Source organism: uncultured Salinisphaera sp., assembly GCF_964012375.1.
Lineage (GTDB): Bacteria > Pseudomonadota > Gammaproteobacteria > Nevskiales > Salinisphaeraceae > Salinisphaera.
The window spans coordinates 1-24,863 of the sequence record NZ_CAXGSH010000003.1 but is presented as its reverse complement, the minus strand read 5'-3'; the positions used below and the strand labels follow the sequence as shown (position 1 = coordinate 24,863).

Below are 24,863 nucleotides of genomic sequence, written 5' to 3'. Positions count from 1 at the left end.
GACCCACTCACGGCGCGCTCTGTTTGGCCGCCTCGGCGAGCCATGCACTGGGAAAACGCAGGCGCACGTTGTCGGCATTGCCGATGATATCGTCGTGCCCGTTTTCGATGCCGATAAAGTCGGCGCTCGGCAGCCCGTCGCCGAGCAAACCGTGCTTGAACGCGAACTCGGCGATACGCCGCTGCGTGGCGTCGAAATCCTCGCTCTGGATCAACTCGATGGCCTCGTCCGGGCTGAAGAAGTCGATGGTGGCGAGCTGGCTCTGCACGCTTTCGATATCGGTACTCAGCGTATCCGCGGCGATCGCCAGCAAGCGCTCGTGTTCGGGATGTGCCGGGTCGAGCGCGGCCGTGGCTTCAAACCAGGCGCCGGCCAGCGCGCGCGCGAACTCGGGATGTTCAGCCAGCTTGTCGGTCGGCGCGATCACCACGTCGACAATCTCGCCGTAGATATCCGACGAGTCGTACACCAGATGGGTATCGTCGTACTGATCGAGAATGGTGGTGAGCTGGGGTTTCCATGTCACCACGGCCTGGGCCGAGGCATCTTCCATGACTGCGCCGATATAGGCGTCCGAGGTGTTGATGACGGTCACGTCCGGCTCGGCGAGGCCGACCGAGTCCAGCGCGCGTGCCAGCAGATAGTGCGAACCGGACAAGGCCACGAGATTGATCTGCTGGCCTTTAAGATCGGTCAGCTGCGGGTCGTCGCCGCGCATGATCAGCCCGTCGCTGCCGGCCGAGGTGCTCAACGGCGCGATCACCGTCGTATCCATACCGGAGGACGCCGGGATGGTGAGCGCATCCAGCGACATGCAGATCACGGCATCGAACTGGCCCAGCGAAAACTGGGTGACCGCTTCGATGTAGTCATTGATCTGGACGGTTTCGATATGGATGTCGTAGCGATCCGCCCAGCGATCGAGCAGACCGCTCTGCTCGGCATAAACCAGCGGCACGGAACCGGCATAGATCGTCCATGCCACACGGTAGGTGGGCTCGGCGCGAGCCACGCTCGGCTGACAGAAGATGGCGAGAAGCACGCCCAGCACGATGAAACGGCGCATGGATTCAGTCCGGTTTTCGAGGGTGCGTTTCACGTTAGCGCGCACGCCCAGCGGCTTACATGACGCGTTCCGCAGGTTCACGTGTATCGGCCCCGCGTTCGCATAGAAGGGCCAGAAATTCGGTGACGACGGCACGCGAAGTGCTGTCGCGATGGATCGCGGCCTTTAGGGTCGAGCGGCGCGCATAACGGGCCGGATCGATGCGGCACAATGTGCCGCTTTCGACCCACGGCTGGGCATAGTGGGTCGGCATGAAGCCGACGTACTGGCCGGACAGGATCAGCGCCAGCAGCGCTTCCAGATTGCTCGCGTGGCTGACTCGGGTACGGATATCGAGGCCGAGCAATGCTCGCTCGGCGTCGTCCAGAAAACTGCGTGAGGCAAAGCGCGCGGTCGCCAGCACCTCGGCCAGCGCAGGTGCATCGTCGCCGATCGCGCAGGCGGGGTGCCGCGCCGCCGCATAGAGATAATCGGTTTCGCGGTAGAGCGGCGTGTATTCGAGCAGATCATGCGGTGACTCGAATACGCCCAGCGCCAGATCGATGCGCTTGTCGAGAAGCTGCTTCTCCATGGCCTGGGGCGCGAGTACGTTCAGGCTGTAGTCGATATCGCGACCCGCCTGCGGCTGCATGAAATCCCGTAGCGTGGCCACTAGCGGGCACTGGTTATCGGCGACTATGTTGTCGATGATCGCCAGGCGCAGCGTGCCACCGCCAATGCCGCGCACGCTGTCGACGGTCTGTTCGAAGCCGCGGAGCGACATGAACAGTTCCCTCGCCCGGGCGTGTACCGCCCGGCCCTCGGGCGTGAGGGCAAAGCCTTGCCGCCCTCGTTCACACAGGCGAAGCTGCAGACGTTCTTCGAGCTGGGTGAGCGCTCGACTGATCGTCGATGCATCCTTGTTGAGCACGCCCTGCGCGTTGGCAATGCCGTTGGCCTGAACGATGGCGAAGAAAACGCGCAGCCGTTCCAGATCGCCGCTGTTGAGATTCATCGATTGCGTGGTTCGACATGGGGTTTGCCGCTACATGCCAAGGCCGTGCCAGTTGTTCAGCCGGTCGACGAAACAACACTCTCTGGCACGTTCAAGCCGCGCGTACTGCTGCGTTCGGCGCCGGCGAAATCCGTGCCCTGTATCAGCGCGCCGGTGAAATCGGCCTCGGCCATCGTCGCGTCGGCGAACGTTGCGTCGCTCAGATCGGCCTGAGTGAAATCCGCCGCCGCTAGCCGCGCGCCACTCAGCTGCGTTTGCCTGAGCGTCGCTCCCGACACATTGGCGTTGGAAAGATCCGCACCGGCCAACCAGGCGTGGTCGAGGTTGGTGCCGATGAGGCTGGCGCCTTCGAGGCACGTATTTTCCAGCCGTGCCTCGCTTAGATTCGCACCCGCCAGGTTGGCGCCCGACAGATCCATGCCGGACAGATCGAGATAGCGCAAATCATGACCGGAAAAATCGGCCGGCTGTTCCGGCGTGGCGGCATCCAGCTCGGCCTGCACCTCATCGACGGTCAGATCGCCGGCCATTACGCCGCCGGCATGGCCGATCGCGAGCGCGGCGGAAACCAATACGGACAACAGACGCTTATTCATAGCCATACCCCTTCTTCATTCCGAATCGAGCGTTACGCATTGCGCAGACAATCGACTTGCTCCGAGCGTACGCTTGAGAACGTATGGCAGCTGAACGGGTCGCCGTGTTCCGCCGCCGGCCGATCAAAACCCCGTTTCACGCGGGCTCGCACGCCGCCCTGCCACCGCGGGCATTTCCAGACTGGCGTTTCGGAATATCGGTATAGGCCAACGAAGATGGACGCTGCGACCGCGCCAATGCGATGCTCGTAGAGGCAAGTAGAACAACGCCGTATACCGGCGCCAACCTTTGTTAGAGGAGATCCCATGCAATCCACGATGATGGACCGTCCGCTGCTGCTCGACGATATTCTCGAGCGCGCGGGCACGCAGTTCGGCGATGTCGAAATCGTCACCCACCAGCCGGACAAGAGCCTGCACCGCTACACCTATGCCGACATGGTCAAGCGCGCCAAGCAGCTCGCCCAGGCGCTGATCGAGTCCGGCATCAAGAACGGCGATCGCGTGGCGACCTTTTCGTGGAACACTTACGCGCATCTGGAAGCCTATTTCGGTATCCCGATCACCGGCGCGGTACTGCATACGCTCAATCTGCGCCTGCCGCCGGACGACGTGGCCTGGATCGTCAACCACGCCGAAGACCGCATCCTGATCATCGACGACGTGCTGCTGCCGCTCTACGAGAAGTTCGCCGACCAGGTGAATTTCGAAAAGATCATCGTCGTACCGCTGGCCGGCAAGCCGGTACCGGACGGCATGATCGGCTACGACGACTTCCTGGCCTCGGCCCAGGGCGAATTCGAGTATCCGGAAAAGAGCGAATACGACGCCTGCGGCATGTGCTACACCTCGGGCACCACCGGCAAGCCCAAGGGCGTGGTCTATTCGCATCGATCGAGCGTGTTGCACGCCATGGCTTCGGCCACCCCGGACACGCTGAACCTGTCGTACAACGACGTGATTCTGCCGGTTGTGCCGATGTTCCACGTCAACGCCTGGGGCCTGCCCTATGTATCGACGCTGACCGGCGCCAAGCAGGTCTTCCCGGGCCCGCATATGGACGCAGAAAGCCTGCTCAATGTGTATGAATCCGAACAGGTGAACGTGACCGCCGGCGTGCCCACGATCTGGATGGGCATCATCAACGCCCTGGACGCCGAACCGAACCGCTGGAAGCTGCATCCGGAAATGCGCATGACGGTGGGCGGCTCGGCGGTGCCGGAAGCCATGATCCGGCGCTTCGACAAGTACGGGCTGACCGTGATCCAGGCCTGGGGCATGACCGAAACCTCGCCCCTGGCCTCTGCGGCACGCCTGAAACCCAAGGTGCAGAAGCGCTCGGAAGACGAGCAGTACGCGATCCGCGCCACCGCGGGTGCGCCGGTACCGTTCGTGGATACCCGCATCGTGGGCGATGAAGGCCAGCCGCTGCCCTGGAACGGCAAGGAAATGGGCGAGATTCAGGTTCGCGGCCCCTGGATCACGGGCAGCTACTATCGACTGGAAAACAGCGAAGACAAGTTCACCCCCGATGGCTGGCTGCGTACCGGCGATATCGCCACCATCGACGAAGACGGCTATATCAACATCACCGACCGCACCAAGGACGTGATCAAGTCCGGCGGCGAGTGGATATCCTCGGTGCAGCTGGAAAACGCCATCATGGGGCATGAAGACGTGGCCGAGGCCGCGGTCGTTGCCCAGCCCGACGAGAAATGGGGCGAACGCCCGCTGGCGGCGGTCGTGCTGCGCGAAGGCCGCGAGCTGTCGTCCGAGGATCTGGCCAACTTCCTGCGCGAACGCATGGAAAAGTGGATGGTCCCGGAAAACTATGTTTTCGTTGACGAGATTCCGCGCACCTCGACCGGCAAGTTCAGCAAGCTGGACCTGCGCCGGCAGCTGCTCCAGAACAGCTGATCGACGACGCTTGCCGTATTGAGCCCGGCCTGCATCGCAGGTCGGGCTTTTTCGTTTGCTGCGGCGCTACGCCGGCCCCCGCGCTCGCTCACTGGATACGCGGCGGTTGACCTGCAACCGGTAACAGCCGAACGTGTCCCAGGATTTTCCACCGTGGCTTTCGGAGCTTTCGCTGCATGCGCGTATTCACCAACCCGGTCGGTTCCGGTTCACTCTGGTTCGACAACCTCACCACCGCCGAAGGCACCCCGGTCGCCTACGACCCGCAGGCACGCGCCTTCGTGCCGATGCCGCCCTTCTGTATCAACCGCGAGGTGATCGGCTGCAACTGGATCGCCCCGGAACAGGGGGCCTTTTGTCGCTCCTGTGCCATGACCGCGCTCGCGCCGGATCCGGCCATCGACGGCGCAATGGCAAACTGGGCCGAAACCGAGGCCGCCAAACGCTGGGCGCTGGATAATCTCGGGCGCTGGCACTGGTTCCGCCCGGAAGACCCCGGCACACGCCCGGTATTCCACATGCTCGCCGAAGACACGGCGCCGGTGCCCATGGGCCATGCCCAGGGTGTGGTCACCATCAGCGTGACCGAGGCCGACCCGGTGGTACGGGCCACCCGCAGCCAGGCGCTCCAGGAACGCTATCGCACCATGATCGGCCATATGCGCCACGAGATCGCACACATGCTGTGGTGGCGGCTGAGCCTGCGCGATGACTTCCTGGATGCATTTCGCGACATGTTCGGCGACGAACGCGCCGATTACCCCGCCGCGCTGCAACGCCATTACGAAAACGGCCCGCCACCGGACTGGTCGCTGCGTTTTCTGACCACCTATGCCTCTGCGCATCCGCACGAGGACTGGGCCGAAACCGTGGCCCATCTGCTGCATCTGACCGATATCACCGACAGCTTCGTGGCTGCGGGACTCTCGTCGCCGGATCTGCCCGACCGCGGCTGGGATCCGTACGCAGAGCCGGATTCCGAGCGGCTGATTCATATCGCGGCCTCGCTTGCCATTGGCGTAAACCACATCAACCGCTCCATGGGGCTAGCGGATCTGTATCCGTTCGCGCTGTCGGAGGCGGCACGGCGCAAGCTCACCTTCGTGCACGACTGGCTGCGTCGGGGTGCCCAGGGACTGTAAGCCATACCTGAATGACGGCGTGCCGGGTCGCCCGCGACACAACCGCTACACGCGTTATTGACTCATTCGATAATCCGTATATGCTATTTTTCGTATATACGGATTATCGAATGTAATGGCTGCGCAAACCGAACGAGTGGCGAACGAACCGGTCGCCCACGAAATATTTCAGGCACTGGCCGACGACACACGGCTGCGCTGCCTGATGCTGCTGTCGACGCACGGCGAGCTGTGCGTATGTGAGCTGGTGCATGCGCTCGAGTTGTCCCAGCCCAAGATCTCGCGCCACCTGAAACTGCTGCGCGATGCCGGCGTGCTCGCCGATCGCCGCGAGCGCATCTGGGTGTATTACCGCATCCGTGAACAGCTACCGGCCTGGATCGGCGATGTGATCAACAGCACATGGCAGGCCAACGCCCAGCGCGAACCCTTCATCAGCGATACACAACGCCTGGCCACCATGGCCGATCGCCCCGGCGATCGCTGCCCCGGCTGATCGGAAATCATTACGCATGAATATTCTTTACGTATGCACCGGCAATAGCTGTCGCTCGCAGATGGCCGAAGGCTGGACCCGACACCTGGGCGGCGAACGCGTGGCCGTGCGCTCGGCCGGCCTCGAAGCCCACGGGCTGAATCCGAACGCCGTGGCGGCCATGCAGGCGGCCGGCGTCGATATTTCGGCCCAGCCGTCCTCGATTCTGGCGGATGCGGATATCGACTGGGCGGATATCGTGGTCACCGTCTGCGGCCATGCCGACGAGCACTGCCCGCTCATGCCCGCCGGTACGCGCAAGCTGCACTGGGCGTTTGACGACCCGGCCCGTGCCGAGGGCGGCCCCGAACAGATCACGCATGTCTTCGCCACGACACGCGACGCGATTCGCGAACGCGTCGAGGCCTTGCTGGCTGAACTGCCAACCGACTGACTTGCCGCCCAAACCCGCCTGCGAAATGCTCATGGCCTCCGGCATGAGCGAAGTGCCTGCCCAACCGCCGTTTCTTGCATGACAATTCTCGCCATTCTCATCTTTGTCGCCACGCTCACACTGGTGATCTGGCAACCGCGCGGGCTGGGCATCGGCTGGAGTGCATCGGCCGGCGCGTTGGTTGCGCTGGCCACCGGCGTGGTGGATATCGGCGATATCGCCACGGTCTGGGGCATCGTCTGGAATGCGACGTTCACCTTCGTCGCCATCATCCTGATCAGCCTGGTACTCGACGAAGCCGGTTTCTTTGAATGGGCCGCGCTGCATGTGGCGCGCCGCGGCGGCGGGCGCGGGCCGCGACTGCTGGTCCTGGTCATGCTGCTGGGCGCGCTGGTTTCGGCGGTGTTCGCCAACGACGGGGCCGCGCTCATCCTCACCCCGATCGTGTTCGAAATGCTTTTGGCACTGGGGTTTTCTGCCGGGGCGACGCTGGCTTTCGTGATGGCCGCGGGCTTTATTGCCGATACCGCCAGCCTGCCGCTGGTCATTTCCAACCTGGTCAATATCGTCTCGGCGGATTTCTTCGGCCTGGGCTTTGGCAGCTATGCCGCGGTCATGGCGCCGGTATATATCGTGTCCGTGGTCGTTTCCATTGCGATCGTGTACGCCTATTTCCGTCGCGAAATTCCGGCGCGCTTCGACCCCGGCCAGCTGCGTGAGCCGCGCGACGCCATCAAGGACCTGGCCGTTTTCAAGGCCGGTTGGTGGGTGCTCGGCCTGCTGCTGGCGGGCCTGTTCGTTGCCGAACTGGTCGGCATACCGGTCTGCGTGGTCGCGGGTATCGGCGCGGCCGTACTGCTCGCTATCGCCCAGCGCGGACCGGTGGTGGACAACATGAAAGTCGTTCGCGGTGCGCCCTGGGATATCGTCGTGTTCTCGCTGGGCATGTATCTGGTGGTCTATGGGCTGCAGAACGTCGGGCTGACCGCCTATCTGGCGGGTTTGCTGAACGCCCTCGGCGAGCAATCGCTTTGGGTCGCCACCGTGGGCACCGGCTTTCTGGCCGCCTTCCTGTCGTCGGCGATGAACAATATGCCCACCGTGCTGGTGGTCGCGCTGTCGATCGACGCCAGCCATGTCTCCGGGCTGGCCCAAGAGGCGATGATCTATGCCAACGTCGTAGGCAGCGACCTGGGGCCCAAGATCACCCCGATCGGCAGCCTGGCGACGCTACTCTGGCTGCACGTGCTCTCCCGCAAAGGGCTGACCATCGGCTGGGGCCAGTATTTCCGGATCGGCATCGTGCTTACCCTGCCGGTTTTGCTGGTAACCCTCACCGCGCTGGCCGGCTGGCTGGCGCTCATCGGCCGCTGATTTCGCCTTGGAAGCTCTGCCATGAATGACGATGCCCTGAACGATCTGCCGAATGTCGCCCGCGAACATCTCACCCTGGGCGCGCGCCTGCCAAGCCCGGCGCCGCGCATCCTGCTGCTGTACGGCTCGCTGCGCGAACGCTCCTACAGCCGTTTTCTGACCGAGGAAGCCGCACGCCTGCTGCAGGCGTTCGGCGCCGAGACGCGGATATTCGACCCGCGCGGCCTGCCCCTGCCCGACGAGACCGATGCCGAGCACCCGAAGGTGGCCGAGCTGCGCGAGCTGTCGTTCTGGTCGCAAGGCCAGGTGTGGTGCAGCCCGGAACGCCACGGCAATATCACCGGCGTGTTCAAAAGCCAGATCGACTGGCTGCCGCTATCGATCGGCGGCCAGCGCCCCACCCAGGGCCGTACCCTTGCGGTGATGCAGGTCTGCGGCGGCTCGCAGTCGTTCAACGTGGTCAACAACCTGCGCATACTCGGGCGCTGGATGCGCATGGTCACCATTCCCAACCAGTCGTCGGTGCCCAAGGCCTTCAACGAATTCGACGAGGCCGGACGCATGAAGGCCTCGCCGTTCTACGACCGCGTGGTCGACGTCATGGAAGAACTGATCAAGTGCACCCTGCTGCTGCGCGACCACAACGACTACCTCACCGACCGCTATTCCGAACGGGTGGAAAGCCCCGAAGCGCTTTCGAAGCGGGTCAACCAGCCTTCGCTCTGAGCGCGCGCACTGCCAACGCGCCGGTCAGGCTTCGTGGGCAGATCGATGCCGATCAGAACGCGTTGAGCGGAATCTTCAGATAGGCGGTCCCGTTGTCTTCCGGCTCGGGCAGCCGACCGCCCCGGATATTGATCTGCAGCGCGGCAAGCATGAGCGCTGGCAAAGGCAGCTCGGCGTCGCGACGATTGCGCAGTTGCACATAGGCGCGCTCGTCCATGTTCTGCAAATGCGGGTTGTTCGCACGCTGTTCGGCCACGGTGGACTGCCAGCGCGGCTCGCGCCCATCCGGCATGTAGTCGTGGCCGGTAAACAGGCGCGTATCGTCGGGCAGCGCGAGTATCTGCTCGATCGAGCGATAGAGCGTGGCCGCATCGCCGCCGGGGAAATCGGCACGGGCGGTGCCGAAATCGGGCATGAACAGGGTGTCGTGCACGAAGGCCGCGTCGCCCACCACATAGGTGATCGAGGCCAGCGTATGCCCGGGCGAGAACATCACTCGTGCGTCCATGCCGCCGATCTTGAAACGATCACCGTCGTCGAAGAGGCGATCCCACTGGCGACCGTCGGCGTAGAAATCGTCGCCGAAGTTGTAGATGTCTTTCCAGAGCTTCTGTACCTCGACCACCTGTCGGCCGATAGCACGGGGCGCATCGAAGCGTTGCTGTAGATAGATCGCAGCCGATAGATGGTCGGCATGGGGATGGGTGTCCAGAACCCAGTCGACCGTCAGCCCGCGGCGTCCGATGAACTCAATGATTTCATCAGCCGAGTCGGTTCGCGTACGTCCGGCGTTTTCGTCGTAGTCGAGCACCGGATCGATGATCGCACAGCGATCGGTGGCAGGGTCGATACAAACATATTGCACGCTAAAGGTTTTGTGATCGAAGAAACCGACTACCTCGGGTTGATCCATATCCATTGACAAGCTCGCTTCGCTGATAACATTCCGGCGCTTTAGAGCCGTTTTTAATAACTTAAAGTATTTAACTCATAACCAAACTGCAGGAATTGTAGCCCTGCATCACCCGCTCAGCAGAAGACTTCGCCATGATCGACGCCCCGAATGCCCCTGCCGCCCACCACCGCGTTCTCATAGCCGGCGGGGGCACCGCCGGTCTGTCGGTGGCCTCGGCGCTGCTACGTCGCTACCCCGAACTCGACGTCAGCGTGATCGAACCGAATACCGACCATTACTACCAGCCCGGCTGGACGCTGGTCGGCGGCGGCGACATGCCGCAACGACATACGCGCCGGGCCCAGGCGGACGTAATGCCCGAGGGCGCCCGCTGGATACAGGACACGATCACCGGCTTCGAGCCCGAGGCAAGCCGCGTCACGCTGGCCAGCGGTGCCCAGCACGGCTACGACGTCCTGGTGGTCGCGCTGGGCCTGCAGTTGAACTGGGATGCCATCGACGGGCTTGTCGAAACCCTGGGGCGCAACGGCGTCACCTCGAATTACCATTACGACTACGCCCCCTACACCCACGAGCTGGCCAGCACGCTCGCCGGCGGGCGCGCGCTGTTCACCCAGCCGGCCATGCCCATCAAATGCGCCGGCGCACCGCAGAAGGCGCTTTATCTCACCGCGGATACGCTGCGCCGGCGCCGGGTGAATGCCAGCGTCGAGTTCTACAATCAGGGCGCGAGCATGTTCGGGGTTCCGGTCTATGCCCGCGAACTGGACAAGGTGATCGCCGGCTACGGGGCGACGCCCTATTTCGGCCACGACCTGATCGCGGTGGACGGCGAGCGCCAGCAGGCGACGTTCAAAACCGCCGAGGGCGAGGTCACACGTGATTTCGACATGCTCCACGTGGTGCCGCCTCAGTCCGCGCCCGCAGTGATTCGCGACAGTTCACTCGCAGGCGCCGCCGGCTGGGTCAGCGTGGATCGCCACCGTCTGGCGCATACCGCCTACGACAACGTCTTCGCCCTGGGCGACTGCACCGATACGCCCAACGCCAAGACGATGGCCGCCGTACGCCGACAGGTACCCACGGTGGTCGACGGCGTGTTGAACGCGCTCGAACTCGGCGGCAAAGCGCCGTTGTACGACGGCTATGGCGCCTGTCCGCTCACGGTCGAACACGGGCGCGTGCTGCTGGCGGAATTTCGCTACGACCAGGAAGTGGTATCCAGCTTTCCGCTCGACCCGCGCCAGCCGCGGCGCCTGCACTGGCTATTCAAGCGCCACGTCTTCCCTATGATGTACTGGCAAATGATGCTGCGCGGCCACGACTGGCGCCGGCCGCATCCGCGGTCACTGCCCGAACTCAGCCAGTAGCGCCTGAATCGATACAGGGCGCCGCGTGCCGGCCGATGCCTCGTGCCGGCACGCGCCCGCCCGGTTTAGAGATGGCGCTGGGCGTCGACGCTGTCGATGGCGTCCGGGCCGCCCTCGACCATGGCCGCATAGCCGCGCGCCTTGGGCAGGATCTGGCGTACATAGAAACGGGCACAGGCCTGACGGGCTTCGTAGAAGTCGGGCTCGTCGGTGCCGTTATCCAGCGCCTTCTTCGCCACGTCCGAGATACGCGCGGCATACCAACCGCCGAACACCGTGCCGCAGAGCATGAGGTAGTTGAAGGCATTGGCCATGGCCGCATCGCGCCCGGCTTCAAGCAGAGTGTTGGTCGCGGTTTCAAGCAGGTCCAGGGCATCGGACAAGGCCGGATGCTCGTTCGCGCCCTCGGCGCTGCCGTCAGCGGTGGCGCGGATATCGGCGATGAGCGCACGCATGCCGCGGCCTTCGTCGCGAATAAGCTTGCGCCCGACCAGGTCGATGGCCTGAATACCGTTGGTGCCCTCGTAGATGGGCGCGATACGCGCATCGCGCAGGTACTGGGCGGCGCCGGTTTCTTCTACGAAGCCCATGCCGCCGTGCACCTGGATACCGGTATTGGCGATATCCACGCCCAGTTCCGTGCCCCAGGCCTTGACCACGGGAATCATCACGTCCGCCCGGGCCTGGGCGGCGGCGCGCTCGTCGTCGTTGTCGCTGCGCTCCGCGATATCCAGGGCGCTGGCCGAGTCCAGGCACATCGCACGCAGCACGTCGGTCTGGGCACGCATGGACAGCAGCATGCGCTTGACGTCGCCGTGTTCGGCGATGGCACGCCCGCCCTGCTGGCGATCCCGGGCATAGGCCAGCGCGCGCTGGTAGGCGCGATCGGCGATGCCCAGGCCCTGTACGCCCATGGCATGACGCGCGGCGTTCATCATCGTGAACATATGCGCCAGGCCCTTGTTCTCTTCGCCGACGAGATAGCCGAGCGCGCCTTTGCCCTCTTCGCCGAAGGTCATGGTGCAGGTCGGGCAGGCATGAATGCCAAGCTTGTGCTCGACCGAGGCACAGCGCATGTCGTTGCGCTCGCCGGGGTTGCCGTTCTCGTCGAGAATGTATTTCGGCACCAGAAACAGCGAGATGCCTTTCACCCCGGCGGGCGCGTCGGGCAGCCGCGCGAGCACGAAATGGATGATGTTGTCGGCCATGTCGTGCTCGCCCCAGGTGATATAGATCTTCTGGCCGAACAGCCGATAGGCGTCACCGTCGGCTTGCGCCTTGCTGCGCACCTGGGCCAGATCGGAACCGGCCTGGGGCTCGGTCAGATCCATGCAGCCGGTCCACTCGCCGGTCACGAGCTTGTCGAGATAGGTCTGCTTGAGTTCGTCGTTGCCGTGGTTTTCCAGCGCTTCGACCGCGCTTGCGGTGAGCAGCGGGCACAGGGCGAACGACATGTTTGCGGCGTTCCACATTTCCATGGCCGCAGCCCCCAGCACCCGCGGCATGCCCATGCCGCCGTGATCGGCCGAGCCGGTCAGCCCGTTCCAGCCGCCTTCGACATACTGGCTGTAAGCCGCAGCAAAGCCCTCGGCCGCAGCGATGCCGTCTTCGCTCCAGTGGACACCTTCCCTGTCACCCGGCCAGTTGAGCGGCGAGAGTACGTCGGAGGCGAAGCGCGCGGCCTCGTCGAGCACCGCCGAGATGGTTTCCGGCTCGTAGTCGTCGTAACCGGGCAGGTTGCGGATGCGCTGGTCGTCCAGTACTTCGTTGAGCACGAAGAGCATGTCGCGGGTGGGTGCACGGTATTCGGCCATAGTGAGTCTCGCGGTTGAAACGAAGAAGACGACCCGCCGGCCGTCGACCAAAGCCGGCATTTTAGGGGAAAGCGCCGTTACGGGCAGCCTGTCGCAGGCGATATGACGGCGCCGCCCGCCATACGACTTGATGCGAGCCGGTCGGTTTGCGCTAAGCTATACGTATTCGAACCTGGGTTCGAGGCACGATCGGGGATCAAGACAAAGCGCGCGTCGAGCGCGTGTTCGGCTGTGCGGCTATCCATATCGCTCAGCGTGTCGCTACCAGTATCCTTGCCCGCCGGTTATCGGCGGCTTCGCCATGAGGCCGTGCCTTGCCCCGTAAACGAACCATCGCGCTGTCGCTTGCCCTTGCGCTGCTGCTGTATTTCACCCTGATCGCCGGTATCGACGCCGAGCGCACCTTCGCGGCCATGCACAAGCTGGCGGCGCACTGGTGGCTGGCGATTCTCGCCTTGTCGCTGTTCAACTATGCCCTGCGCTTCGCGCGCTGGCACGGCTATCTGTACTGGCTGGGCGACCGCGTAGGGCTTTGGCGCGACGCCTTCATCTATATCGCCGGCTTCGCGCTGACCACCACGCCCGGCAAGGCCGGCGAAGGCATGCGCTCGGTCTATCTGGTGCGTCACGGCGTGTCCTACGCCCACAGCCTGGCGGCCTTCTTTGCCGAGCGTTTCATCGATCTGCTGGCGATTGCGCTGCTGTCCACGCTGGTGCTGATCGCCTTTTCCAACTACATCTGGTGGGTCGTCGTGCCCCTGGCCGGACTGGCCGCGCTGCTGATAGCGATTCGACAGCGCCGGCTGCTCGTCTACATGCAACGGCGCACCGCCAACCCCGAGGGCAAGCTGCAGAACCTGCTGCACGGCGCGGTGTCGGCCTGGGATCAGGCCTTTGCCCTGCTCGGGCATAAACCACTCTATGTCGGGCTTTTGATCGGCCTGGTGGCCTGGGCCGCGGAAGGCGTGTCGCTGTACGTCATCGCCCATGGGCTGGATATCGAGCTGGCGTTCTTTACCGCCATCGGCATCTATGCCGTGAGCATGCTGGTGGGCGCGCTGTCGTTCATCCCCGGCGGGCTGGGCAGCACCGAGGCGGTGATGGTGCTGCTGCTCAAACTCTCCGGCGTCGATGCGACCACCGCACTGGCGATTACGCTGATCGCGCGGGTGGCCACGCTCTGGTTTGCGGTCCTGCTCGGGCTGATCAGCCTGGCCGCGATCGAACTCGACCGCCGTCGTGCGGTCTTGCCTAGCTAACCGACGCACAAAGCGCTCCATTTTTAACAGGGTCTTTCGAATGAGTTCGCAGGCTTTTTCCGAATCAGCGGCCGAAACACAGATTGCCGATATCCCGCTGGTGGTCGATATCGACGGTACGCTGGTGCATTCCGACTTGCTGGTGGAATCGGCGTTCGTGCTGGCCAAAAGCTCGCCGCAAAGCCTGGTCAGGCTGCCCGGATGGCTGCGCGCCGGCCGTGCCACGCTCAAGGCAGAAATCGCCGATCGCGCCGATCTCGGCATCGAACATCTGCCCTACAACGAAACCCTGATCGCCTATCTGAAGGAAGAGAAAGCCAAAGGCCGGCAATTGATCCTGGCGACCGCGGCGAACGAGAAATACGCCCATCAGGTGGCCGACCATCTGCAGCTGTTCGACGTGGTGCTCGCCAGCGATGCCCGCACCAATCTATCCGGCAAGGACAAGCTGGCGGCCATCCAGGCCGAAGTCGGCAACAAGCCGTTCGACTATGCCGGCGATCACGAAGTCGATAACGCCATCTGGGCCCATGCCCGCCAGGCGGTGCTGGTCAACGCCAGCGACAAGCTCGAGCGCAGCGCGAATGCCGCCTACGACGTCGGCGCGAGCTTTCCACCGGAAAAGACCAGCTGGCGGACCTGGACCAAGGCCCTGCGCGTGCATCAGTGGGCCAAGAACGTGCTGATCTTCGTACCGCTACTGGCGGCACATCAGTATGCAGACGCGACCATGGTCGGCATGGCGGTGCTGGCTTTCATTGCCTACAGCCTGCTCGCCTCGAGCGTCTATATCCTCAACGATCTGGTCGATCTCGGCGACGATCGCCAGCACCCGCGCAAGCGCGAGCGCCCGTTTGCCTCAGGGCGTATTCCCATCGCACAGGGGGTGATGGCGATTCCCGTATTGCTTGGCGCTGCGGTGGTCATAGCTGCGTTTCTGCCGCCGTTCTTCTGGCTGGTGCTCGGCTGCTACTACCTGGTCACCCTGGCCTATTCGCTCGGCCTGAAACAGCTGGCGCTCATCGACGTGCTGACCCTGGCCGCCCTGTATACGCTGCGCATCATCGCCGGCGGCGCGGCCACCGGCATTCCCCTGTCGTTCTGGCTGCTGGCGCTGTCGATGTCCATATTCCTGAGCCTGGCCATGGCCAAGCGCTGTACCGAGCTGCTGGTGATGGAAAAACACAGCGGCGATGCGCCGCTCGGGCGCGGCTATATCGCCGACGATCTGCCGCCGCTGCGTAGCCTGGGCACGGCCGCCGGCTACACCGCGGTGGTCATCCTGGCGCTGTATATCAACAGCCCCGATATCACCGATCACTATGCGCACCCGGCGCGTATCTGGCTGCTGTGCCCGGTGGTGCTGTACTGGATCAGCCGGATCTGGCTCAAGACTCTGCGCGGGCAGATGCACGACGACCCGATCGTATTCGCCGCCAAGGACAACGGCAGCCGTGTGTGCGTACTGCTGGGCGCGCTGATCATGTTCTCGGCGATCTGATGAACTTATAGGCTAGCGACATGACCGCATCGAGCCATCCATCCTGGGGTCGCTACCCGGCCAGCCGCCCGGCACAGGTCCAGCGGCCGGGCGCGCGCCCGTCTGTGCTGCCGGCCACGGATACGCCGTTGCTGGCCTACGGCAACGGTCGCAGCTACGGCGACAGCTGTCTGAACAACGACGGCACGCTGCTGGATATGGGCAGCCTCGACCGTTTCATCGCCTTCGATCCGGCCACGGGCGTCATCGAATGCGAGGCGGGCGTGCTGCTCGCCGATATTCTCGAACTGGTGGTCCCGCAGGGCTGGTTTCTACCGGTTACGCCGGGCACCCAGTTCGTCTCGGTGGGCGGCGCGATCGCCAACGACGTGCACGGCAAGAATCATCACGTGGCCGGTACCTTCGGCTGCCATGTGCGCGAACTGGAACTGTTGCGCTCCGATGGCAGCACGCTTGTCTGCACGCCGGATGACAACCCCGAATGGTTCGCGGCCACCGTGGGCGGACTGGGCCTGACCGGCCTGCTCACCCGGGCCACGATCGCGCTCAAGCGGATCGAAGGCCCGTACATGGACGTGGACACGCTGCGCTTTTCGAACCTGGACGAATTCTTCGCGCTATCCGCGGCCTCGGATCGCGACTACGAATACACCGTGGCCTGGGTGGATTGCAGCGCGCGCGGCGCCAATCTCGGCCGTGGCTGGTTCATGCGCGCCAATCACAAGCCGGCGCTCGGCCAGCAGCCGGACCCGCGCAAACGCGGCGGACCGACGTTTCCCTTCGTCACCCCGGTGTCGATGATCAATCCGCTGACCCTGCGTCCGCTCAATACGCTCTACTTCCGGCGCAAGTTCAAGGCGCGCAGCCGCGATACGCAGCACTACCAGCCGTATTTCTATCCGCTCGACGGCATCAAGCACTGGAACCGTGCCTACGGCCCGAACGGGTTTCTGCAGTACCAGTGCGTGGTTCCGCATGCGGATGCCCGCACCGCCGTGGCCGAACTGCTCGAACGTATCGCCGCCGCCGGTGCCGGGTCGTTCCTGTCGGTGCTCAAGGTGTTCGGCGATGTGCAGTCGCCGGGGCTGATGTCGTTTCCACGCCCCGGCGTGACCCTGGCGCTGGATTTCCCCAACCGCGGACGCGAGACGTTCGAACTGCTGGAGGCGCTCGACGATGTCGTACGCGCGGCCGGCGGGGCGGTGTATCCGGCCAAGGACGCGCGCATGAGCGCGGCCGCGTTCAGCGAGTATTTCCCCAATCTGGAACGCTTCCGGGGATTCGTCGACCCGGCGTTTTCCTCGAATTTCTGGCGACGCGTGACGTCGACAACAACGAGCCCTTCATGAGAAAGATCCTGATCGTCGGCGCGACCTCGACCATCGCCGAACAGACCGCCCGTCGTTTTGCCGCCAGCGGCGATGCGCTGTTTCTGACCGGGCGCAACGAAGCCCGGCTGACCGCTATCGCCGACGACCTGAAAGTACGCGGCGCAGCCACCGTGGCCACGCAGGTGATGGACGCCGACGACCTGGCCGCCCATGCACCGATGATCGATGCCGCCGAGGCCGCGCTTGGCGGCCTGGATACGGTGCTGGTCGCCTATGGCACCCTGCCCGATCAGCAGGCCTGCGCGGCCGATCCCGCCGCCGCTGTTGCCGCCTGGCATACCAATGCGGTGAGCGTTGTTGCCCTGCTCACCGATATCGCCAATCGTTTCGAGCGCCAGGGCCACGGCACGATCGCCGCGATCTCCTCGGTGGCCGGCGATCGCGGCCGCGCCAGCAACTATGTCTATGGCAGCGCCAAGGCCGGCCTGAACGCGTTCATGGACGGCCTGCGCCATCGGCTGTTCAAGGCCGGTGTGCAGGTGGTGACCATTCGCCCGGGCATGGTCGACACACCCATGACGGCCGATTTCGACAAGGGCCCGTTGTTCGCCAGCCCGGAAAAGGTCGGCGGCGATATTCACCGGGCCATCGAGAAGGGCACGGCGGTGTGCTACACGCCGGGCTTCTGGCGTTTGATCATGACCATCATCACGGCGCTCCCCCGCGCGATCTTTCATCGAACCGGGCTATGAGTGGGCCCATGAAGAAAGACGCGTTTCATTACCCGTCGACCAAGCCGGCACTCTGGCTGGTCGGCCTGTATGCGCTGTCGCGGCTTTGCTTCTACGCGGCCGGCGTGCGCTTCGACCTGGAGCCGATCGCGACCTCCTGGCAGATCCTCGATCCGGTACTGCTACGCGAGAATCTGGCCGAAAGCCTGTTCTACATGCCGGGTCAGCCGCCGCTGTACAACCTCGTCATCGGACTCGTGCTCAAGCTCGGCGACGATCCGCTCACGCTCACCATCGCGTTTCGTACGCTCTATAGCGCCCTGGCCATCGCGAGCGTGCTGCTGCTGTATTCGCTGGTACGCAAGCTCACCGACAACGCAAAGCTGGCGTTCGGCGTGGCCGCGTTGTTCATGCTCACCCCGGCGCTCGTACTTTACGAAGCGATCCCCTATTACACGCTGATGATTCTGGCGCTGCTGGGCACCATCGCCTGGCTGTTTCATCTGTGCATGGAGCGCTTCACGTTCGTCCGGGCGCTGGCCATGTTCTTTGCCATGGCGGCGCTGATCTACACGCGCTCGATGTTTCAATGGCAGTGGTTCGTGGTGCTCGCCCTGTTCTGTGGCCTGGTACTGCCGGGCTATCGCAAGGCGGTGTTCGCGGCGGCGATCGTGCCGCTGGCGCTGGTGTTCGCGCTTTACGGCAAGAACGTCATGGTGACCGGTCATTTCGCCACGTCGGACTGGATGGGCATGAGCCTGTCCAAGCTCACCACGCTCGCCATCGACAAACCCGAACGCCAGCGTCTGGTCGAGGCCGGCGAACTCTCCGACATGGCGCTGATGGACTTTCCCTTCAACACGCCCGAGGCCTATGCCGACATCTTCGACGATGTGGCGCCCACCGGCATTACCGTGCTCGATCAAAGGCGCAAGTCCACCGGCCACGTGAACTACAACCACCTCGCCTATGCGGATGTATCCGAACAGGCGCTGGAAGACGCGATTGCCTCGGTACGCATCCACCCCGAGGTGTATCTGCGATCCATGGGCACGGCCTGGCTGATGTTCATGCGCCCCTCCAGCGACTACCCGTTCCTGAAGAACAACCGCGCCGCGATCGAGCCCTACAGCCGTGCGTTTTCGCTGCTGCTGGCCGGCCAGCCCGAGTACCCGGCCGAGCCGGAATTCGATCTCGAAACCGGCCAGATCGGTATCTTGATTGCCATCGGCTATACGCTGGCGGTGCTTTACGGGCTGTTCATCCTGCTGCGCTGCCTGCTGCGACGCAGGGTCAGCGCCGTGGATGCCACGCTGATCTTTCTGTGGCTGAACATCATGTACGTGAGCGTGATCGGCAACGCCTTCGAAGTGGACGAGAATCAGCGTTTTCGTTTTTCCGTGAACCCGTTCATCGCCGCCACGCTCGCGGTGATGGCCGCGCGGGCGCTGCACTGGCTGCGCGGCCGCGGGCGGCGGGAACAACCGGAACGGCTGTAGACGCTACAACGCGTCCCGGATACCAATGAAGACCGGCTTCAAGCGGTTATAGAGACCGGTGAATACGTCGCGGTAGAGGCGTTCATAGAGGGCGACCGCGCCCGGCTCGGGCTCGAAGCGCTCGCCCTCGTGCACCATCGCTCGCGCCGCGCTGGCATGATCGGCGTACCAGCCCAGGCCCACCGCGGCGTTGATCGCGGCCCCCAGGCCGCTGGTTTCATGCGTATGCGTGCGCTCGGCCGGTAATGCGAAGACGTTGGCCAGTATCTGCATGGCCTGATCGGACTGGGAACCGCCACCGGAAACCCGCAGCCGCGTGATCGGCGTGCGGCTGCGCTTTTCGATACGTTCGCGGCCTTCGCGCAGGGCAAACGCCAGGCCTTCGAGGATTGCCCGGTAGACATGGGCACGGCTGTGGGCATCGGTAAAGCCGATGATCGCACCGCGTGCCTCGGGCCCGGGTATGCGCACACCCGGCGACCAGGTCGGCAGCACGATGAGTCCGTCGCTGCCCGGCGCGATGGGCGCGATACGCTCGTCGAGCAGCGCCTCGGCGGCGCGCTGTTCGCGGGCGGCCGCATCGACGGTATCCGGCGCGAATTCCTGCTTGAACCACGACACCAGCCAGAAGCCACGATAAATCTGGATTTCATCGGTGAAATGGCCGGGCATGGCCGCCGGATAGGCCGGCACGAAGCGCGTGACCTCGCGATAGACGTCGCGACAGGTATTGATGGTCGCGGTGGTACCCAGCGATACGCAGGCCGTTTTAGGCGTAATGGCGCCGCAGCCAAGCACTTCGCAGGCCTTGTCGGCGCCCGCGCTGAACAGGGGCAGCCCGCGTGCAAGCCCCAGGGCCTCGGCCGCCGACGCGCTGAGCTCGCCGAGGGGTTCGCCCGGCTCGACCAGCTCGGGCAGCTGTTCTCGTTCGACGGCCACGGCCTGCCATTTCCAGTCGCGCGCGGCGGCCCAGCGTCGCCGCTTGTAGTCGAACGGCAGATAGCCCACCTGCGCGCTTACGCTATCGCGCCATTCGCCGATCAGCCGGTGGACCAGATAACCCGACAACAAGACCGCCCGGCGCGTGCGCCGATGCGCTTCCGGTGCATGCGCCGCACGCCAGTTCGCCGGGGCGGCGCGCTGGAAGGCATCGATGGTGGCAGTCAGCCCCAGGCCGGCGAACAGCCCCCGCCACAGCCACGGCAGGGACGGGACATGCGCTGCGCGACGCTTGTCGAGCCAGGAGATGGCCGGGCCGATGGGCTCGTCGTCGGCGTCCACGAACACGCTGGTGGCACGTTGCGCCGTCAGTGCGAGGCCCGCAATCCGGCCGGCGAGCGCGGGATCGTTCGCATGCAGCTGCTGGCAGGCCGAGACCATGGCCTGCCAGAAAACGCGCGCATCCTGTTCGGCATGGCCTGGCTGCGGCGCGTGATAAGGCGGCTCGATCGGGATCTGGGCACGCGCATGCAGCCTGCCCTGACCGTCGAACACCAGCGCGCGCACGCTCTGGGTGCCGACATCAATGGCCAGCAGTCGGTCGCCATCGCTCATACCGGCGCGTGTACCCGGTGCCAATGGGCTCGATAGCGCTCGACTTCGTCGTTCCAGCGCGCCGCGTCCCAGCCGAGCGTATCGCGCACCAGCGGTTCCAGAGCGGGCAGTTCGGCCAACCCGCCCTGCTCGAGCAGCAGCCCGGCGCGCGTACGCCGCAGCAGCAGATCGTCCAGATGGGCGACTGCTTCGTGACTCAACGCAAACCGCAGCTCACGAAAACGATAGTCGGTGGTCCCGAGCGCGCGCGCGTCGTCGGCCCGTGCGAACATCCCGGCGAACGCTGGACCATGGCGCACGCCTCCGCGCGTCTGCGCGTCGGCGCCCACGGCATGGATAATCGGTGCCTTGTCGTTGCGCACGAAGCGCCGGCCGAGAGCCTGGCCGACCTGTTCGAGCACGTCGTTGGCGGTTACACGAAAGGTCGTCAGCTTGCCGCCGGTAACGGTAATCAGCCCCCGTTCGCGCTCGATCGAGGATTCGCGCGATTCCTGCGAGGCCGAGGCACCCGGCTCGCCGCGCACGATCGGCCGTACTCCGGCAAAACAGGACAGCGCATCGGCTGCCTGCATATTGCGGGCAGGAAAATAATGCCGGGCGGCAGCGATCAGATAATCGGACTCGGCCGCGCTCATGCGGGGCACCTCGTCCATCGGCTTCTCGTGATCGAGATCGGTGGTACCGAACACGGTCGCGCCCTGCCAGGGAATGGCGAAAAGCGGGCGGCGATCGTCCGGATGAAACAGCGTGATCGCCCGCCCGACCGGCAACACATGGAACGGGAATACGAAATGCGACCCGCGCAGCGGGCGCAGCTGGGCCGCACCTTCGACCTGGGCACGCAGCCGATCGCTCCAGGGCCCGGTGGCATTCACTACCACCGCGGCCCGTATATCGAAGCAGCGACCGGTTTCGCGATCGGCCACGCGGGCGCCGTTGACGGTATCGCCGTCGAAAAGCAGCTGCTCGGCCCGGACATAGTTGGCCGCCAGTACGCCGTGGCTGCGTGCTTCGATAAGTACGCGCAGGGTCAGCCGGACATCGTCGGTGAGCGCATCGCGATAGACGAAGCCGCCCTTCAGGCCATCGCGGTTGAGATAGGGCATATGGGCGCCGAACTCGGCCGGCTTCATGTAGTGCGAATAGCGCTTGCGCGCCATGAAGTCGTAGGCGCCCAGCGCGGCCTGCAGCGCCCAGCGCCCCGGCTTGTCGTGGGCATAGACCGGCAGCATGAAATCGAGCGGGGTGACCAGCCCCGGCAGGTCATGCATCAAGCGCTGGCGCTCCTGCACCGACTCACGGGTGAGCCGCCAGTCGCCGCTGGCCAGATAGCGCAGGCCGCCGTGTACGAGCTTCGACGACCAGCTCGAGGTGCCCGAGGCAAAGTCGTTCTGTTCGATCAGCGCGACGCGCAGGCCGGCACGCGCAGCCTGCAGCGCCACGCCGGCGCCGGTGATACCGCCGCCGACAATCAGCACGTCGAATGCCCGCTCGGCGGCCGCCTCGAACTGCGATCGCCAGTCTTGTGTCCACATACGCTAGGCCTGTTTCGCGATCAGTTTATGCGGGTTCATCATGCCCTGCGGATCCAGTTCGGCAAGGGCCGCGCGAATCAGGTCGATACCGGCCTCGCCCTTCTCGGCGGCCAGATACGGTGCATGATCGGTGCCAACGCCGTGCTGATGACTGATGGTGCCGCCGCAATCCACGATCGCCCTGCTCACCGCCTGCTTGAGCGCACGCCAACGGCCCATATCGGTGGCGTAATCCGCGCCGCGACGCCAGACCACCGTCATATAGATACTGCAGCCGCTGCCGTAGACGTGGGACAGATGCGCGAACGCCAGTGCCCGTTCGTCGAAGGCCTGCAGCGCCGTATGCGCGGCCTGCTGCATGGCGCTCATCGTGGTCGTGGCCTGGGACCAGGGCACCGCGGTTTCCATGGTGTCGACGGCAAAGCCGGCGTCCCAGAGACCGTTGCGCAGATAGGCGCCGGCGAAGCGATTCTTCGCCCAGATACGGCCCATCGCCCGACCGACGTGCACGCCACCAGCACGCCGGGCCAGCGCCAGCACATCGGCACGCAGCCGATATGCCTGACGACGATCGCCGGTCACCCCGATCATCATCAGCGCCGGGCGGTTACCGATGCCGCGCACGCCAAGATAGCGGCGCAGCCAGGCGATCGCCGAATCGTGGCCGGCGATACGCAGCTGGGTATCGGTTTCTTCTTCGTTGGAAACACGCAGCATCGAGACCGCCAGCCCGGACTGGGTAATCGTGCGCGCTGCCGTGAGTGCCGAGGGCCAGTCGGCAAAAAACACGGCATGAAACGCTTCACGTTCGGCCACGGGCATGATGTGCACTGCGGCTTCGGTGACGATACCCAGCCGGCCTTCGCTGCCCAGCACCAGCTGACGCAGATCCGGACCGGCCGACGAGGCCACCGCCCCGCCGACGTCCAAATCCGTCTTTGGACAGACCAGCCGTGCCCCGTTGAGCAGATTCTCGATACGGCCGTAGCGGCGCGACTGTTGCCCGGCAGAGCGCGTGACCACCCAGCCGCCCAGCGTGGAATAGTCGAACGATTGCGGGTAGTGGCCGAGCATGAAGCCGTGCGCGCGCAGCTGTGCTTCGAGCACCGGCCCGGCGGCCCCGGCGCCGATGCGTGCCGTTCGGTTGATGACGTCGATATCGAGCAGACGCGCATGCCGGCTCATGTCCACGCTCAGCACCGGACGCCCGTCGTCGACCACCTTCAGGTGACCAACCACGCTCGTACCGCCGCCGTAGGGAATGACCACGGCGCCGGCTTCGCGCGCGGCATCGACCACCGACCGGGTCTGTTCATGCGTTTCCGGACACGCCACCGCATCCGGAAACGGGCCGACATGACCATGACGAAGCGCGGCCCAGTCGGCAAAGCTCTGGCCGTGCGCATGGCGCAGCCGCGCCTCGGCCGAGCAGTCGAAGCCGGGAATACCTGCCAGGCGCGACTCGGGCACCTGGGCACAGGCATTGGCCAGGCTCTCGTCCGGCGGCACCTGCCCCCGCCCCAGCCGCGATTCGAGAAAAGCGCGGGCCGTGGTCGGCAGCTCCTTGGCAACGGTGTCGTCGCCCCATCCATTCCATCGCCTCATGCGAGTCGTGCCGGTTGTCGATCAATATGTCGAAAGTAGCTAAATTTCGCGTCAAAAAAATTGACTCTAAACGCAACCCGGCCACAATACGCATGGCGCAAACCCGGGAACATCGCATGCCAGCCACGGTCGCCGCATCGCTGATTCGCGCCCTGCTCGATTATCTGCAAGCCCAGGGGCTCGATCGCAGCCGGCTGCTTGAACACGTCGCACTCGAGCCGGCCGGGCTCGTATCGCCCCAACGCAGTATCGAGGCCGTTTATTACGAGCGGCTCCTGGCTGAGGGCATGGCACGACTGCACAACCCCCTGCTCGGACTCGAATTCGGCATGGCCGCCGAGCCTGCCCGCTGGGGCCGCCTGGGTTTTCTGCTGCGCCATTGCGCCACCCTCGGCGAGGCATTGTCCTATCAGGCGCGGTTTGCACACCTGGTCAACGCGATCGGCGAAGGACGTCTGCTGCAGCGCGCCAACGATGTGGTTATCGAATGGCATAGCAGCCGGCGCGTCATGCCGGCAGTGATCGAGGAAGCCTTTGCCGCCTGGTTGGGCTTCGCGCGCTGGGCACGAGGTGAAAACGAATCGCCGCAAAGCGTCGAGTTCAGCCATCGCGCCCAGGGCGATCCCGCGATTTATCGCCGATTCTTCAATTGCGAGGTACGCTTCGACCGTGACGCCTGCCGGATCTGCTTCGATCCAGCCCTGCTGGCTCTACCGCTGCGGCGGGGCGATTCCGAATTGACCGCCCATATACGCGCCGAGTTCGACCAGAGCCTGCGCCGGGCCGCCTCGCTCGACACCCTGCAGGCGCTCAACGCCTGGTTGCAGAAGCGTATCGGCTCGCCGCCGCCGACGCTCGGCGAAGCCGCCATCGCGCTGGCTCTCAACGAACGTACGCTTCAACACCGCCTGCAGCTTGAGAACACCACCTTCCGGCGCAGCCTTGACGAAGCCCGGCATACGCTTGCCCTGCGTCATATGGCCGACGCCGGGCTATGCATCGGC

General features: G+C 64.6%; 21 protein-coding genes. 13 read left to right on the top strand and 8 right to left on the bottom strand.

The genetic code is table 11. The features are described 5' to 3' along the window. Window positions 1-7: 7 nt before the first annotated feature. From ABNU97_RS01060 to ABNU97_RS01050, 3 genes are read right to left on the bottom strand one after another with little or no spacing between them, the layout of a single operon-like run. Complete coding sequence (locus ABNU97_RS01060) at window positions 8-1,066, bottom strand: putative urea ABC transporter substrate-binding protein (protein WP_348764897.1); 1,059 nt, start codon at window positions 1,064-1,066, stop codon at window positions 8-10. 55 nt (window positions 1,067-1,121) lie between these two features. Continuing rightward, complete coding sequence (locus ABNU97_RS01055; protein ID WP_348764896.1) at window positions 1,122-2,060, bottom strand: LysR family transcriptional regulator; 939 nt, start codon at window positions 2,058-2,060, stop codon at window positions 1,122-1,124. A 56-nt stretch (window positions 2,061-2,116) separates the two neighbouring features. Beyond that, the gene (locus tag ABNU97_RS01050) at window positions 2,117-2,656 is read right to left on the bottom strand and encodes a pentapeptide repeat-containing protein (RefSeq protein WP_348764895.1); all 540 of its coding nucleotides are present in this window, start codon (window positions 2,654-2,656) and stop codon (window positions 2,117-2,119) included. Window positions 2,657-2,962: 306 nt separating this feature from the next. Between ABNU97_RS01050 and ABNU97_RS01045 the strand changes: the two genes are divergently transcribed. The 6 genes from ABNU97_RS01045 to arsH all read left to right on the top strand — a co-directional run bounded on the left by ABNU97_RS01045 (window position 2,963) and on the right by arsH (window position 8,744). Next, complete coding sequence (locus tag ABNU97_RS01045) at window positions 2,963-4,573, top strand: long-chain fatty acid--CoA ligase (protein ID WP_348764894.1); 1,611 nt, start codon at window positions 2,963-2,965, stop codon at window positions 4,571-4,573. Window positions 4,574-4,749: 176 nt separating this feature from the next. After that, complete coding sequence (locus ABNU97_RS01040) at window positions 4,750-5,715, top strand: putative zinc-binding metallopeptidase (protein ID WP_348764893.1); 966 nt, start codon at window positions 4,750-4,752, stop codon at window positions 5,713-5,715. Window positions 5,716-5,830: 115 nt separating this feature from the next. After that, a complete protein-coding gene (locus tag ABNU97_RS01035) occupies window positions 5,831-6,211 on the top strand; it encodes a metalloregulator ArsR/SmtB family transcription factor (protein WP_348764892.1) in 381 nt (126 codons plus the stop codon). A gap of 16 nt (window positions 6,212-6,227) precedes the next feature. Then, window positions 6,228-6,644, top strand: a complete 417-nt coding sequence (locus tag ABNU97_RS01030) for an arsenate reductase ArsC (protein ID WP_348764891.1) — start codon at window positions 6,228-6,230, stop codon at window positions 6,642-6,644. Between the two features lie 78 nt (window positions 6,645-6,722). Next, window positions 6,723-8,018: an arsenic transporter gene (locus tag ABNU97_RS01025; RefSeq protein WP_348764890.1), complete on the top strand. Its 1,296-nt coding sequence runs from the start codon at window positions 6,723-6,725 to the stop codon at window positions 8,016-8,018. 21 nt (window positions 8,019-8,039) lie between these two features. After that, window positions 8,040-8,744 carry an arsenical resistance protein ArsH gene (gene arsH, locus ABNU97_RS01020; RefSeq protein ID WP_348764889.1) on the top strand — a complete coding sequence of 235 codons (705 nt, stop codon included), beginning with the start codon at window positions 8,040-8,042 and terminating at the stop codon, window positions 8,742-8,744. Between the two features lie 52 nt (window positions 8,745-8,796). Here arsH and ABNU97_RS01015 read toward each other — a convergent pair whose 3' ends face one another. Next, a complete protein-coding gene (locus ABNU97_RS01015; RefSeq protein ID WP_348764888.1) occupies window positions 8,797-9,663 on the bottom strand; it encodes an MBL fold metallo-hydrolase in 867 nt (288 codons plus the stop codon). A 128-nt stretch (window positions 9,664-9,791) separates the two neighbouring features. Between ABNU97_RS01015 and ABNU97_RS01010 the strand changes: the two genes are divergently transcribed. Beyond that, a complete protein-coding gene (locus tag ABNU97_RS01010; protein ID WP_348764887.1) occupies window positions 9,792-11,030 on the top strand; it encodes an FAD/NAD(P)-binding oxidoreductase in 1,239 nt (412 codons plus the stop codon). A 65-nt stretch (window positions 11,031-11,095) separates the two neighbouring features. On the opposite strand, the gene ABNU97_RS01005 is transcribed toward ABNU97_RS01010, so the two are convergent. Continuing rightward, window positions 11,096-12,844: an acyl-CoA dehydrogenase gene (locus tag ABNU97_RS01005; RefSeq protein ID WP_348764886.1), complete on the bottom strand. Its 1,749-nt coding sequence runs from the start codon at window positions 12,842-12,844 to the stop codon at window positions 11,096-11,098. A gap of 314 nt (window positions 12,845-13,158) precedes the next feature. On the opposite strand from ABNU97_RS01005, the gene ABNU97_RS01000 reads away from it, so the two are divergent. Genes ABNU97_RS01000 through ABNU97_RS00980 form a run of 5 tightly spaced genes read left to right on the top strand, consistent with a single transcriptional unit; the run spans window position 13,159 to window position 19,165 of the window. Then, window positions 13,159-14,103, top strand: a complete 945-nt coding sequence (locus ABNU97_RS01000; RefSeq protein WP_348764885.1) for a lysylphosphatidylglycerol synthase transmembrane domain-containing protein — start codon at window positions 13,159-13,161, stop codon at window positions 14,101-14,103. A 40-nt stretch (window positions 14,104-14,143) separates the two neighbouring features. After that, the gene (locus ABNU97_RS00995) at window positions 14,144-15,604 is read left to right on the top strand and encodes a UbiA family prenyltransferase (protein ID WP_348764884.1); all 1,461 of its coding nucleotides are present in this window, start codon (window positions 14,144-14,146) and stop codon (window positions 15,602-15,604) included. Window positions 15,605-15,624: 20 nt separating this feature from the next. Further along, window positions 15,625-16,953, top strand: coding sequence for an FAD-binding oxidoreductase (locus tag ABNU97_RS00990; RefSeq protein WP_348764883.1), 1,329 nt, complete (start codon window positions 15,625-15,627; stop codon window positions 16,951-16,953). Further along, window positions 16,950-17,687 carry an SDR family oxidoreductase gene (locus ABNU97_RS00985; protein ID WP_348764882.1) on the top strand — a complete coding sequence of 246 codons (738 nt, stop codon included), beginning with the start codon at window positions 16,950-16,952 and terminating at the stop codon, window positions 17,685-17,687. Before ABNU97_RS00990 ends, ABNU97_RS00985 begins: the two co-directional genes overlap by 4 nt. 8 nt (window positions 17,688-17,695) lie before the next feature. Continuing rightward, a complete protein-coding gene (locus tag ABNU97_RS00980) occupies window positions 17,696-19,165 on the top strand; it encodes a hypothetical protein (RefSeq protein ID WP_348764881.1) in 1,470 nt (489 codons plus the stop codon). Between the two features lie 3 nt (window positions 19,166-19,168). Here the strand turns inward: ABNU97_RS00980 and ABNU97_RS00975 are convergent, their stop codons facing one another. The 3 genes from ABNU97_RS00975 to ABNU97_RS00965 are packed head-to-tail and all read right to left on the bottom strand — an operon-like array spanning window position 19,169 to window position 23,859. Then, window positions 19,169-20,719, bottom strand: coding sequence for an FGGY-family carbohydrate kinase (locus tag ABNU97_RS00975; protein ID WP_348764880.1), 1,551 nt, complete (start codon window positions 20,717-20,719; stop codon window positions 19,169-19,171). Further along, window positions 20,716-22,254, bottom strand: coding sequence for a glycerol-3-phosphate dehydrogenase/oxidase (locus ABNU97_RS00970; protein WP_348764879.1), 1,539 nt, complete (start codon window positions 22,252-22,254; stop codon window positions 20,716-20,718). Before ABNU97_RS00970 ends, ABNU97_RS00975 begins: the two co-directional genes overlap by 4 nt. A 3-nt stretch (window positions 22,255-22,257) precedes the next feature. Next, complete coding sequence (locus ABNU97_RS00965; protein ID WP_348764878.1) at window positions 22,258-23,859, bottom strand: FAD-binding oxidoreductase; 1,602 nt, start codon at window positions 23,857-23,859, stop codon at window positions 22,258-22,260. Between the two features lie 116 nt (window positions 23,860-23,975). On the opposite strand from ABNU97_RS00965, the gene ABNU97_RS00960 reads away from it, so the two are divergent. Further along, on the top strand, window positions 23,976-24,863 hold an 888-nt coding region (locus ABNU97_RS00960), incomplete at its 3' end, for an AraC family transcriptional regulator (RefSeq protein ID WP_348764877.1).